This is a genomic window from Vibrio sp. D431a (assembly GCF_030248655.1).
In the GTDB taxonomy this organism is placed as follows: Bacteria; Pseudomonadota; Gammaproteobacteria; order Enterobacterales; family Vibrionaceae; genus Vibrio; species Vibrio alginolyticus.
This window is the reverse complement of the sequence record NZ_JAHGAP010000025.1, coordinates 1-13,061: the sequence shown is the minus strand read 5'-3', so window position 1 is coordinate 13,061 and position 13,061 is coordinate 1. Positions and strand designations below refer to the sequence as shown.

The 13,061-nt window shown below is 39.1% G+C and carries 16 protein-coding genes; 2 read left to right on the top strand and 14 right to left on the bottom strand.

Going from position 1 to position 13,061, the window contains the following annotated elements:
- Window positions 1-7 precede the first annotated feature (7 nt).
- The 6 genes from KJB35_RS20215 to KJB35_RS20190 form a co-directional block, all read right to left on the bottom strand.
- On the bottom strand, window positions 8-436 hold the full coding sequence (locus tag KJB35_RS20215; RefSeq protein ID WP_285469607.1) for a hypothetical protein: 429 nt from the start codon (window positions 434-436) through the stop codon (window positions 8-10).
- Window positions 437-588: 152 nt separating this feature from the next.
- Entirely contained in the window at window positions 589-1,395 is an 807-nt protein-coding gene (locus tag KJB35_RS20210; RefSeq protein ID WP_285469606.1) for a hypothetical protein, read from the bottom strand.
- Between the two features lie 218 nt (window positions 1,396-1,613).
- Window positions 1,614-2,123, bottom strand: a complete 510-nt coding sequence (locus tag KJB35_RS20205; protein WP_285469605.1) for a hypothetical protein — start codon at window positions 2,121-2,123, stop codon at window positions 1,614-1,616.
- A 9-nt stretch (window positions 2,124-2,132) separates the two neighbouring features.
- Window positions 2,133-2,969 (bottom strand): hypothetical protein, encoded by an 837-nt coding sequence (locus KJB35_RS20200; protein WP_285469604.1) that lies wholly within the window; start codon window positions 2,967-2,969, stop codon window positions 2,133-2,135.
- Between the two features lie 114 nt (window positions 2,970-3,083).
- On the bottom strand, window positions 3,084-3,545 hold the full coding sequence (locus KJB35_RS20195; RefSeq protein ID WP_285469603.1) for a hypothetical protein: 462 nt from the start codon (window positions 3,543-3,545) through the stop codon (window positions 3,084-3,086).
- 182 nt (window positions 3,546-3,727) lie between these two features.
- A complete protein-coding gene (locus KJB35_RS20190) occupies window positions 3,728-5,443 on the bottom strand; it encodes a DUF6884 domain-containing protein (protein ID WP_285469602.1) in 1,716 nt (571 codons plus the stop codon).
- A 224-nt stretch (window positions 5,444-5,667) separates the two neighbouring features.
- On the opposite strand from KJB35_RS20190, the gene KJB35_RS20185 reads away from it, so the two are divergent.
- Complete coding sequence (locus KJB35_RS20185; protein ID WP_285469600.1) at window positions 5,668-6,054, top strand: hypothetical protein; 387 nt, start codon at window positions 5,668-5,670, stop codon at window positions 6,052-6,054.
- 51 nt (window positions 6,055-6,105) lie between these two features.
- Here KJB35_RS20185 and KJB35_RS20180 read toward each other — a convergent pair whose 3' ends face one another.
- The 7 genes from KJB35_RS20180 to KJB35_RS20150 form a co-directional block, all read right to left on the bottom strand.
- Window positions 6,106-6,927 carry a hypothetical protein gene (locus KJB35_RS20180; protein WP_285469599.1) on the bottom strand — a complete coding sequence of 274 codons (822 nt, stop codon included), beginning with the start codon at window positions 6,925-6,927 and terminating at the stop codon, window positions 6,106-6,108.
- Window positions 6,928-6,967: 40 nt separating this feature from the next.
- Window positions 6,968-7,396 (bottom strand): hypothetical protein, encoded by a 429-nt coding sequence (locus tag KJB35_RS20175; protein WP_285469598.1) that lies wholly within the window; start codon window positions 7,394-7,396, stop codon window positions 6,968-6,970.
- A gap of 592 nt (window positions 7,397-7,988) precedes the next feature.
- On the bottom strand, window positions 7,989-9,749 hold the full coding sequence (locus tag KJB35_RS20170; protein ID WP_285469596.1) for a DUF4942 domain-containing protein: 1,761 nt from the start codon (window positions 9,747-9,749) through the stop codon (window positions 7,989-7,991).
- 143 nt (window positions 9,750-9,892) lie between these two features.
- The gene (locus KJB35_RS20165; protein ID WP_285469595.1) at window positions 9,893-10,615 is read right to left on the bottom strand and encodes a hypothetical protein; all 723 of its coding nucleotides are present in this window, start codon (window positions 10,613-10,615) and stop codon (window positions 9,893-9,895) included.
- A 57-nt stretch (window positions 10,616-10,672) separates the two neighbouring features.
- Window positions 10,673-11,017, bottom strand: coding sequence for a hypothetical protein (locus KJB35_RS20160; RefSeq protein ID WP_285469594.1), 345 nt, complete (start codon window positions 11,015-11,017; stop codon window positions 10,673-10,675).
- Between the two features lie 94 nt (window positions 11,018-11,111).
- Window positions 11,112-11,696, bottom strand: coding sequence for a hypothetical protein (locus tag KJB35_RS20155; RefSeq protein WP_285469593.1), 585 nt, complete (start codon window positions 11,694-11,696; stop codon window positions 11,112-11,114).
- Window positions 11,697-11,802: 106 nt separating this feature from the next.
- The gene (locus tag KJB35_RS20150) at window positions 11,803-12,162 is read right to left on the bottom strand and encodes a hypothetical protein (RefSeq protein WP_285469592.1); all 360 of its coding nucleotides are present in this window, start codon (window positions 12,160-12,162) and stop codon (window positions 11,803-11,805) included.
- 189 nt (window positions 12,163-12,351) lie between these two features.
- Here KJB35_RS20150 and KJB35_RS20145 point away from each other — a divergent pair, with 189 nt between their 5' ends.
- Window positions 12,352-12,747 carry a hypothetical protein gene (locus tag KJB35_RS20145; protein ID WP_285469590.1) on the top strand — a complete coding sequence of 132 codons (396 nt, stop codon included), beginning with the start codon at window positions 12,352-12,354 and terminating at the stop codon, window positions 12,745-12,747.
- Here the strand turns inward: KJB35_RS20145 and KJB35_RS28450 are convergent.
- Window positions 12,710-12,991: an XRE family transcriptional regulator gene (locus tag KJB35_RS28450; protein WP_373417430.1), complete on the bottom strand. Its 282-nt coding sequence runs from the start codon at window positions 12,989-12,991 to the stop codon at window positions 12,710-12,712. The two genes, KJB35_RS20145 and KJB35_RS28450, sit on opposite strands and share 38 nt — an antisense overlap.
- Window positions 12,992-13,061 lie beyond the last annotated feature (70 nt).

The following is a 13,061-nucleotide window of genomic DNA, read 5'->3' as shown; positions in this document are numbered from 1 at the left end:
ACTCACCTTATTTGGATTGGTGTTTGTTTATGGCTATTTTAATGTTCTTAGAGAATGAATAGAAGTCATTTTCGTGAAGAGCCGCTGAGAAGTATTCTTGAGGCTCGCCATGTTTGTCCTTACGAATAACATCGAAGTGTGCAGCTTCGTGGTAAGGGACAGGTGAACCATAGTTTGTACGAGTGATGGCAAGTGTGAAATTCTCGTAAGTGAACTCGTTTATCCCGCCATTTAGAATCTGTTGAATGTCGGATAGAAGGTCAAGAAGGGGGTTGTCTGCCTCTTTGTTCACTAACTCGATTAATACTGAATCCTGATAAGTGGATTGAAGAACGAGTGAGATAGACTGTCCGTTATTTATTAGAGATACTTTTGATTCCGAAGGCTCATGTGTGTACTCGTTAACAATAGGGAGCTTAGATATTGATATGCGCATTCTGGCTGCCTCGCTGTATTGACCATTATCCAGAGAAACAAGCTCCAGAAGCCATATATTGTACCAGTATCACTTGGCATTGCAACAACATTATTATAATGGTGGAATTAAAAAAACCCACCGTGTTGGTGGGTTTGTTTTCAGGCTACTTTTTATGCAGATGGAGTTAATTTCATAATGGATTCCATGATAATGCTAGCTTCATTAGGGTAGCCAAATGGTCGCCAGATAAAGTGGTATAGGCTTTCGAAAGGCTTGAAGAACGCTTGTAAGCTAGCAAATTCAGTAATTAGCACCCAAAAGTAATAACCAGACAGAAGAGACATAAATGTGCCAGTTGCTTTAGATTCTTGAGTTTCATCGTCATGGTCTGTACGAAGTGAGTAATCAATTTTAGCTAGGATTCGACCTACGATAAATGGAGAAACACAACCTACAACTAGTGCAACAACAAATGCTTCAAACATATCAGCGGCATTTCTTTCGTTATATGTGTGGTAGTACGTGGTGCAAAACGCAAGAATCGTCAGGAAAGCCACAACCTGTGCGATGTTACGCCAGCTTACAGAGTGTTTCTTTCCAGCGATATTACAAATATCATTTCCAGCGATTTTTGAGGCTGTAGCATAAGATAATGAGTATAGGAAAAACAGCGTCTTGAACATGCTAAAGTCAGCAGTTTGAAATAGAATCTGCAACAAGCCTTCCCCGAAAAAGAATCCGACCATCCATAGTGCGAACTGGACAACAACTCGATATTTGGCAATTAGCTTTGTGCTTGTTTTTCGTTTATTTACTTCAATACGGTAAGCTTTGCTACTCTTGATGCTTCTCTCATGTTCAAGAGCTGCTTTCTCTTGTCGCTGAAGATCGTCCTGAGCTTTCTTGGCTTTGCGAGCTTCAAGTTTTCTGTATAGTTCTGGATTAATGCCTGAATTTAATTGTTTTTCGGAGTTCATATTAACCTAGCCTGATTTATAATTATGTTCGCAAGAAAGTGTCTTGCCTGTCGATGAATGTATAATACCATAATCACTTGGTGTTGCAACACCAAATGTAATTTATTTGAGATTAAACCCAAAAATCATTAATCAGTGGCATTATTACATAAACCCAGAAATACAAAATCAACATGCGAGATGACGGCTAGGTTCACCTCGCATCAATTCATGATCGATTATCCAAGTTTCTGACGGATTAGTTTATCTGCTTTTGGCGTGAGCTTTGGAGTCTCGTGAGTGCGTTCCAACAGTCCGAGGGAGGCAAGTTCGTTGTAACGTTCCTTTGTAACGGAATCACCAGTCGCGATCTCATAAAGCTCCAATTCGAGGCTTACATTGGTGAGCTGGCACTTGCTTTCTAGAATCAAGTTACAAACAGTATTACAAACAGCAGAAACTTCAATGCAATCATCAAAACCTTGAGTGATAATTTCAATGCACTTGTCCTTGTCCGAATGAAGGTCTAAAGCAACTTTCCCTACAAGATTCTTGCAGTGTTCATCAACCATATTCATATAAGTCTCAAGATCGTCTGAAACATGAATAATATCGGGATATTTCACATACAGCTCGCACGTGGTGCACGTTACTTCTGTTTGATTAGGGTTGTTAGTGTTAATTTTAGCTTCGTTTTCTGTAGCACAATCAGGACATGTCCATGTAACAGTTCGTAAGTTATTAATCATTACTCGTCCTTATCTTGTATACAATTCTGTCGAAATAACTTTAAAAGCAGACTGCAAGAGCTCATCTAGATTGATGTTGAGATTAGATGAATCTAAAGGCTCAAAAACTTCACCCATGTCATTGTTATGGACGACCAAATTGAACTCAGGCGCAGGGTCAAAATTAAAATCCTTAACTGCCTCATTATTTACGGTCTCGTTAAGAGAGTAATCTAGGGCGTCAAGTACGCTTAGTCCTTCACGATTTAATCGCTCGATGATCTTATCGTGCCCGAAGATGCGCTCGTTACCACCAACTAGCATCATCATAGATGACGCATCCATAACAATGTCAAAATCAACCGATGCTACAGATAAAATAGTATTGAATTCATACTGTGGGTCATAATACTTGCTGCTCTCCAAGAACTCTGAGGCAAGTGTTTTAATACTTAAAGATTTTCCTTGTTCAAGCTTATCGTAACTACCCAATTTTACGATTTCATTTAGGTAGATAAAGTCACTATCGATTGTTTTAATCTTTAGCTGCTTGCTGTCTCGCAATTCACAGATGATTCGATCATCAATAAGGTTAATATCTACGTAGTACTCGCCGTTGATATTGAAAGAATAACCGCCTTTATCATTAGCGTAGATAGTACCAAGTAACTTATTTAGGTTGGCTTTGGTAGGAAACTCAATTGCAGTATCAGCACTAAGGATTACGAAATCTTCGTTGACCGCAACAGGATAAACAAAATCTGTTGTAAAAACATTTTGAGCTTCATCACTGAGCTTTGAAGAGCTAAGAGTAAAAGGGATTGTAATATATTCTTTAAAATTAACTGTGTTTAAAATTGCAGACATAATTCATCTTAACCTATGCTGTTGATATTTAGAATCAATTCAAGGAAAACCACCCCCCTGAACACAAGAGACATAGTACCACAATAACTTGGCATTGCAACACCAATTTAATTATTAGTGCATACGATGAAGATTCATAACTTTTTTAGCGTGAATAACGAGCTCTGGGCTGAAGTGGAAACCGTGTTTGCTAGCAGCCCAACTCAATAATTCAATATATATAGTTGAAAAGTTACGTCCATCCATAAGTCGGGTGTTGGATGTTTGTTTGCCGTTAGCTGTGATCTGTATTTTAAGATGGTTTTGTTTAACACCTTTTATCGTTCTGGTAATGTGCGTCAAACCGCGTACGAGCCCCAAATCATCAAAGAGAAGGTTAAATGGTAGCTCAAGTCTAAGTTTTCTGAATTTACGTCGTGTGTTTAGAGATTCAGTGAATTTAAGGGCTTCAGCTTCAGCATTATCCAAAGATCCAAATCTAGATATAGGGAAGTACTTTTGCTCCTTAAGAACTTTGTCTTGAACGCGCCATCCCATAGGTTCTTCTTTAGTCGGGTAATGCATGATAGTAGCCATTGTAAATCTCTTTGTAATTTATGCTGTAATGTGAGGCTTATTATACGGATATTATTCGTAAATCAAAGTAATAATGCCACAAATTTGCATTGCAATGCCAAGCTGGATTGTAATTTAAACAGTTTGATTTTAAAACGAACAAAAAAAAAGAGGCTCGAAGCCTCTTTCATAAGTATTTAATTTCATGCTGCCAAACGAAGTGGCATTTGAACTGGTTGTGCTTTTGTCTCAGATTTCAACTCTAAGAAGATGTCTCGAATTGCATTGAATCGTGCTTCTGAGCCTTCCATATGATCACACTTATCAATCACGCTTTGAAACTTATTCCAGTTAATGGCTTTTGCGCCTTCAAAGATTTTGTTGCGGACTAGTGGTTGTGAAATCAAATTCCAAGCAACTTCCACCGCTTCAGATTCTTCACCTTTCTCAAACTGTGGCATAGAAAGAGCGAAGTCACCTGACATAATCTCGTTGTACACTGCGATGAAATCAAAGATTCCTTCTTCATTCACTAGGTCGTAAATGTCAGTTGTAAAGACTGGTGAGTTATCTGGAACTAAATGCTCCTCTTTGTAGTCATGATTAATGTAATCTTCGTGGCTGCAAACCTTTGGCTTTAGGAACTCATCCTTGATTTGCTCAGCTCTCTCTGAACCCTTTCGTAACCCATTTTTATTTTTACCAAACAGGGCAGGAGTGCGACAGCAATCCAACATTGTATCCACGCCATGCAACTCTGCTAGAAGAAGGCGAGGAGCAAGCTTTTTCTTTGCAGTAGCATCGCTTAGACCGAAAAAGTGAATTTTGCTAAATAATGGCTGATCAGCAATTTTCATCTCTTCTTCTTTCGCTGTTTTGGGCTTCTTAAGAGATAGGATCGCGTCAATATCCTTAAGCGGTAGAATAAAGTCTAAATCTTTTTGTTTTAAACAAGGAACGCCAAGACGAATATTCGAATCGTAGTTCAATTCCTTCATCATGCGAAGTGCATGAGCTCTAATATCTTCTGAGCGGTGAATGGGTAAGATTACATCGCAACGGCGAGCTAATTTCTTGATTTGTTTTTTGTACTGCTTAACGATCGCCACGGCGCGGTCATTACAGAACACATCATCAGGAATTACAACAGAGATGTTCTTTGCAACATTTGGCTTTACAGAGAAAACAATTCTCTCAAACTCAGCCATAACCCAATCAGTGTCAATATCCTTTCCGTTTTTGGCAGCAGTAATAATACCGTTATCAATGAAAACTTTGTTTGTTTTTGCTGAATCTAGGATAACAGAGAATAGGTCTGTAGCCTTCTGAGAGTTAACGTGTGCCAAAGATGTGCCAATATCACAGCCAGCAGCAACATAACCAAGTTCAGAGAAGTTTGCTACGCCAGAGCGGAATAGAACTGGGTTAAACTCAGTTTCTGCAACAACGTTTTTAATGATTCGAGCTAAACGTCCTCTTAGATCACCGATACCTTGATGTCCTTCACTGATGTAGGTTGACTGGAAAGAGTTCAGGATAGTTTCTTTACGAGTACCAAGGATTGTGTTGAACGCTTCAAGGTAGTCGTTAGTCAAGGCAACAAATAGTTTGCGAGCTCCAGAAAATGAACGAATTTTCTTCAGTGCTGCTTTACCGTGTTCCTCAGCGAACTTTGCTACTTCATTAGTTTTCTTACGTGAACACATGCGAGTGTTGTAAGGTTCGATAACTGTATCTGCATCAATTAGACCATGTTCTGCGCTCAGAATAAGCACTGAGAAGTGCTCAAGGGGATTTTCTAGGTTAGAGCGTAGCATTTTAAAAATGCCGCCTTGGTATAAATCAAAAGCCTTAGCCGCTTTATCTAGTTTTGCATCTGAGCATCCAATAATTAGAAGTGGTTTCTGAATGTTTGACATGAATTGAACCCTTAACCTGTAACTTGACGCTAGTTACCAACTAGCTATTTTTCAAGGAGAACCACCTCCCTGACCACGAGATATATAATACCACAATCACTTGGCATTGCAATGGCAACAATGAATTATTAGATGAATTTTTTCATCAGTAATGTGGTCTGGACACATAAGGGCGACTTCTATATGATTCTTCATCATTTTGTAGCATCAGGGCTTTACATAACATGAAAACAACAGTGCTTTCGACTCTGAAATTTCAAGCAAAACTAAGGGCTTATGAAAATCCAAAATTAATGGTCAATGCGTTTACCATGGAGAAGATTGGATTAGGGGAAAAGTCCGAGCCATTCGAAATTTACAGTGCAGGTATGGAAGAAACCGATGGTTATTGGAGTGATAGGATGTTCGAACAAAATCCAGACCTTTATAATGATAGTTGTAGACAAGTTTGGGGTAATGAGGGTCAGTCTTTCTCAGAAAGAACTCCTGAAGAAATAGAGCTTTTTTTAAGAGCATACATCAAAGATCGAGCACTACGACTTTCAAGAGTCGTTATCTGTACAAACCTTTTAAATGGGCATGATAGATGGTATTTCGGTGTTCAGAGGTGATTACTTCACCTCTGATACTATTTGAGACTCAAGCGTTGATAAGTCTTCGATCTAATAAGGTACATCCTCGCCAATAGCAATGATCGAGTTTCTGTTAAGATTGTTGGAAACAATGTGAGAAGCAGGGGTGACAAAATACTTGTGGCAGCTCTCAACAAGAACACATCTTCTGTACTTTTGAAGAGACTTTATGGCTGCACCTTTCATTGTATAAGACTTCTTACCCCAAATGCGCCCAGTAAGCTCCTCTAGCTCCTTGATGCTCATGATTCGTAATTTGTCTTGTCCTAGGTATTGATGTTTTCCATCTTTATAGCCGTGGCACACAGCACCATCAAGCTCAATTTTGAATGAATTGAAATCTCTAGGTGTTGATAGTAGAACTTGACCATCATTAAAAAGAGCGGTTGAGACATATAGATCTTCGCCGCCAATATGAACTTTTGAATAAAGCCCAAGACCTTGGAATTCTGGCTGGGATAAAGGGTTATTAATCACATCAGTTATTTTTTGACTGATCCGCTCTACTTGAGCTGTAATGTTGTCAGAAATAGTTAGACTACAACCAAATCCGGTTTGTAAGCGCTCAAGCTCTAGGTTGATTAAGATGCTTCCGTTCTTAAAGTAATCGCCTTTTCCAAACTGACAGAAAGATGAAATAAAAATGGTCGAGTTGTTCTTTTGCAAACAGATGGTCGGACTTTCATATGCACTAGCTGATAGGACATGCCCTTTCCAGTCATTACTATAAAGTGAATCAAGTAATTTATTCGTAAATTCAACGTTTTTCTCAGTGAAGTAAAGCCCGTTTGTTCGATTCATATCTATTACAAGTTTGGGATTATTATCGCATGGGGTAGTATCTTTTTTCATATTTAAAACCGAACCTAATTTAATAAAAACAAAATAATTATTAACCAAAAACCTGCTTATGCAATTCCTTTATAGCTAAGTGTTGAGACTCACTGAGCAACCTCAAATCGGATGACATTAACTCATCTAAAAGCACCTTTGATACCTCGTGCTTTGGGGTACTTGGTTTAGTGAACTTTTTATCGAAAATGTTTTTTAGATTAGTGACCTCAGAACGCACTTCCGATAACTTGACTTCCAGTAAGTCCAAATCCTCTATATCACCTTTGAGTGTGAATCCAGAAATGCGCTTGGTGACGCCGATGGTTAGTCCAATCGCGTCAATACATGGTGATGCGTTTTGGTTCTGGGTTCCATCAAGCCAATAAAACCCGAGATCAAACAATATTTCTTGAGCTTCGATTAGCTCGGCATCATTGTTTGTTTTTATTGAGATTTTCTTTTTTAGAAAAAATTTTAGGTTACTCATTGTTTAACGCCAAATTGGAAAAACTATAAAAAAGATTGTAACACAACAACTTGGCATTGCAACAACAATACAATTATATAACCGAACATGTTAAAGATATGCGGTTGAAAAGTAGATCTTACGGAATGTCTTGTGATAATTTGTAGCACTATAACTACCAATTAGAGATTGATTGGTAGGTGTGAATGTACAGAATCAGAGAGACATCGCAGTATGCAATACAACAAACAGATGGCAGTAGCCACAATCGTCAGCGCTATCATAACGAAGGACTCTTCGATAAGTGGAATTAGTCACTCTCATGGCACTCAATGGAAAACTACCAATGGTGTGGACGTGTTTTTCGAAAGCAATGAAGGCGTGATGTTGAGGAGTTGCGGCGAAGCACCGAAATCGACGATTAGCTTAGATGACCTAATCAACCTCGTGTCAAAAAGCTTGGATCAGGTCAAATAGTTTGTTAAGCGTTCTCGATTGCATTAGCTCACAAAATGCAATCGCATCAGATGTTTATTTAACATAGGTGTAATTTCAGCCTTTGTCTTGAGCATGAAATTTCCAGAGCTACCGGAATGAGGTAGCTCTGATTTGATTAGTTAAGAAGTAGTGCGTTTTTTTCAAATTGGAACAAATTCTGTGCAATGCTTTGGTTCGCTTTGTTCTCTAGTGCTGCAAAAGCTCGTTCAGCCTCACCTTCACTCATGTACATTTCTTCTGCTGCTTCCTTAGGTGTAGTAACCCAACCTTTCATTCGGCCAAACTCTACATTTAGGAAATTGATAAAATCCTTGTCCATGTTTAAGTGAATTGTGCCTTGTTTGAACACTTTGGCTTTAAAAAGAGTTTTTGTCTTACCAGTTTCCTTATCTGTATAGAAAATTTCACGAACCTTTCCTGATTCCCAGTTTTGATCAGAGATTTCGTTTATATTGTTTACAGGGAACCCAATGTTATTGGCAATCACGCATAGATTTTTAAGCTCGTTGCTAATGTTGTAGTGCAGCTTTCCACTACTAATCGCCCCATCACTAACTCTACGGACATACCACGAGATAATAAGTCGCTTAGTGGTGTTAAGACAAAAATGAGATACGCCTCTAGGTGCGTGCCCAGCATAATCCCAATCCCCATCAATAAAGCGAGATTGGTTCGACTTGTAAGCACGGATGTTTACACTTGTGAAAAGGGTTTCAATGTTTTTCTGAGTTTGTATTTTACAATAAGCCCTTACATTTCGTAGGCACCATAGCATTACTGTACGGATGTTAGCTTTGTTGAATTCTAGTTTTGTTTGATCCTCAAAAAGCTTGCTGAAAGTGTAGGTAGTATCAGTGTCAATGATCTCACCTAAATCACGAGTATTCTGAAACAACTCTTTCCAGTAACTGACTCGAAGGTTATTAAGCTCTCTCCGCATATTTAGTGTGGCATCGTAAATGTTTACACCAATTCCGCTTAAAACACTTGGGTCAATGGATTGGAGTTTTGAAATTGCTTCATAGATTTTGGCTTTTTCTTTTTCATAGAGCTCAACCATTGCTTCAACATAATCGCCAGCTTTCACTAGCGAATGATCTTGATTAGAGGTCTCTTTAATTGACTTTTGCAGACGGGTTTTAACCGGATACTTTTTGTGATCTGGAATTTCCTGTCGATCCTCACCTAGCATTTCTTCAAGCATTAGTTTAAGAGGTGCAACAAAGCTTTTAGAATCAGAATGACCTAGTTTTACGATGAATAATTCAGCTAAGTCATTTCCTTCCTTGACGGGACGGTCACCATTTTTGAATGAGAAAATTCCAAGAGATTCAATCTCGGCATTTCTTTTATTAATTGCATCCTTAATGGTTTCGCTCTCGCGCCATCTCAAAGGAGAAACGATGTAGCAGAACTCACTATTAGATTCAGTTATAACTTTGTAGATCCAAGGTTCAATAAGGCTGAATGGTGGGTTTGTAAATGTGAAACGTGCATCAATCAACATAAGATCTGTATCAAAGAAATCAGTTCCAGCAGGAATGATATTCTGATGCCAAAGGGACGTTAACTGCGAAGACTGTTCGATACCATAAAGCGTGTTAACGCCTCTCTGGTGGTTCAAATCGTACTTCATTCGGCTATCACAATCATCGATGTCATCACCCATGACACCAGTAAGAACACGACCATCACCAGCACCAATATCAAGTAATGAGATAGCCTTATAACTAGATTTTGAGTGAATATCGTTCTTAACAACCTCGATTATTTCATCGGTTGTTGGGTAAAATTCTTTATCTTCAACACTGCCACGAATCATTTCTACAGATGCTTTTCCAGACATTCTTGGAATAAATGCGTTTACGCCCATCATATTAACCTGTTTTTTTTGAGATACGGGAACCACCCGAGGAGAAGTTATAATACCACAACCACTTGGCATTGCAATACCAATAATGTCTATTGTTACAAATCTGGCAATTAAAGGTGGCACCTTAGAGTACCACCAGCTTAAGGTTAAAAAAGGCGCTCTTTGTTCTCTAAGAGTTTACGAGCTGTTTTGGTTTGAGTCGCATTCGGTTTGTTTTTCGCACTTTTTTTGGCTGAATCAATCAGCTTGCGGAACTGTGTTTCCAAAGCAACAAGTCTAGAGAAGCACTCGCCGCTGTCAGTGGTTGTTTCGTGCTCCAATGTGATTGTTTTTGCCTCTTCATCAACAGAGTATGAGGCGGCTGAATACCCGTATACTCGCAATGAGTCGTAGCTGTCCATCGGAGAAACGTCGACGGATGCGGAAAGTTCAAGTTCGCAAATAGACAGGAAATCTGCATGTTTAACCAGTGGTTCTTCACATAACGGAGAGAACGCGCACTCAATCTCGTGTGGAAGGTGGGCTGTGAGCAAGCTATTCGCTAACTCAATCTCTTCGTCCTTTACTGAACCATTCTTGTCAGCCAATTCTAAGAACTCATGCATGGAGTTCTCTAAGGCTTGAATGCGTGGGTATACATCATCGTATGCGCCGTTATGCTCATCAAAGCAGAAAGTAATTTCTTTTGCGTTAGTAGTTTCGTTATCAGTGATTTTCTGATCTGGAAACAAGTCGACAATGCCTGCGCTCATTAACCGACGCTTATAGGTTCCGTTGTTGTACGGAAGGCGGATGTTAATAGCCGAAACTAAAATAAAATCTGGAAACTTACGGGCAATATTAGCTAACTGAGTTGATGTCACTGTCATGATTTGCGCTCTTTCGATATGAGAGGTGCCACTCGTGACACCACTGAAATGATATTGTTAAATAGAGGTATTTAGTTGAAGCTTTTCATGTAGCTCTTGTTCTTTTTGATTAATTAACGTCGTTTCAAACTCCATTTCAACAAGAATCTGATTAAACCTTTCATCTTTTCGGATTGAGTCTTCATAACCGTACATTTCAAGCAGCTCATCAATATCTCCCTCAGACAGATCGGAAATCCATACTACAGCTTCGATTGCATAAAGGGGGTATAACGTGCTCTTTTGTCGAATCGTCCAATGACCGTCATCATCACTTGGGGGAAGAATGCGTTGCTGTGAATCTGGATCTGTTTCAATCCAACCATTAGTAAGATCTTCTGCGTGTTGATTTAGAATAGTCATTGTTCGTTAACCTGTGTTCATGATTTGCCATAAAGACCACCTTTTTGGCTACGAGGGATATATTAACACAACAACTTGGCATTGCAACACCAAATTAAAAATCTAACTCGTATCCTAAGAGTATATCGCCCAGAGGTTGTTCACCTTTACGAACCTTCTTATTATCCTGAAAGCTAATTGAGTTCATCGGCAAGAATACCTTTAGCTTGACCGTAATCTTCGCCATAAGCTCCTCTGGTTCAATCTCAGGGTTTTTGTCTTTAACGACACTAAGAACCTCATCAATTAGGTTTTCTGGCACTGAGTCAAGTGTGTCGCACTCTGCATTGAAGATTTCAATACCATCCCAATTGAGCTTAAATCGCAGATCAAATATTAGTTTAGCTTTTGAATACTTGAGAATTGTTGGAAATCCCTTTTTGAGCTCAGCTAATGTGAGATCATATGCCATGCCGTAGAATAGGATTGTTGGCTGAATGCCGCCTTTCTTTAAGAACCTGATTAGGCTAGAGCAGAAAGGAGTCTCGTGAACACCTTCGAGGTGTACTATTGGGTAGGACTCAAGTGAGCGAATATCGACTTCATTTCTTTCAAGCATGTCACTCAATGAATCTGTTGGTCGAGGATAAACTGGTAAAGCTCTGAACTTACTGAACGGCGATAATTTGATAACTTTCATTTTTTCCTTGATTTTGAATACGGTAATTTAACCGGAAATTTGTCGAAAGTTTATCACAAGAGATGGTTTTAAGTGGGAAAGGAGCCGAAGCTCCTTATTTTTATATTCAAGCAATGTCACTGTCTTGAGGAGTTGGTTGATTCAAAATTACGGTTTGGATCATGCTCGGGATAGTGAAGGATGTTGCGATGCCGACAGCGCTCACAAGGTCATTCAAATAAAAATATGCAAATGCTGCTGCTGATAAACCAGCAATACAGAACCCATACATGCCTCTAATTTTTTTCATTAGCGCGTTGTATTCGTGTGCGTTGTATTCGTGGAGCATGACCGCTCCAAATAATGCACACAAAAGAAATAAACCGATCGCCTCTAACGAATGAAAGTGTCCAGTAATAATCATCCCAGTGGCATAAAATAACCCTGTCAGGTGTTTACCATAAATTTCCATGCGTACTTTAGTCATAATGCAACCTTTTCCTGTGTCAAACCCAAACGAAAGACCACCTTTCGTTCGTATTGGTGCATATTACCATCATCGACTGGCGTTGCAATGCCAACATAAGTTTATTTCTCTGAATTTATACAAAATCTGATAACACTCATGAAAATGATCTATTGTTTTGACACAAATGTTCAAATGAGGTGTTGATAATTGAAATTCCTAGACGCTTGGCACTTTTTGAGTAGCCATAAAATTTTCAATGTTCAGTTTAAGACTGAAATTCCAAAATCCCAATTACTCCAAGAATGCTTAAAAACTAAAGGTTTAGGTGTTGATTTCTTAAGTTCACGCGTCAGTCATTTTCCAGACAAAGTGCTTTCCGTTGTGGTTATGGAAGATGTCGATGGGATTACGCCTGTGATTGCACTGGAATGTGGAGAAGTTTTTCTCAATGAGGATGGCGAATTAGACAGTTATCATAATGTTGAATTGGACGTGTATGCGCCAACTTATGAATTGGCGGTGTGCGCTTTAGCAAGCAAGGTGAAGGAGCAATTTGGTGAAGACCTTAAAGGTTCACAACTTGTTGTCGATCTTCGTCGATAATTATGACCTCAATCTCGCCAATCTGCCTGCCAGCTACTGTCTCGGTTTGATTGAAGAGTTTTAATAGTCGATCTGTCGAGATTCCATCTAACTTGTAATTTCTCACTCGGCTCAATAAGGATGGAGTTGTGTTTTTGATGGAATTTGAAAGTTCTCTTAGGCTTAGTCCGGACTTTTCTATGTTCGAATTTATCGCGAGAGCCAGTTCATCTTTAAAGTTCTCAGTGATTAGATTATTTTTCAATTGCCATTCCTAAACGAAAAAAAGCGGAGCCTCAATAGAAGCTCCGCTAATCACGGTGGTTAGCCGTCAG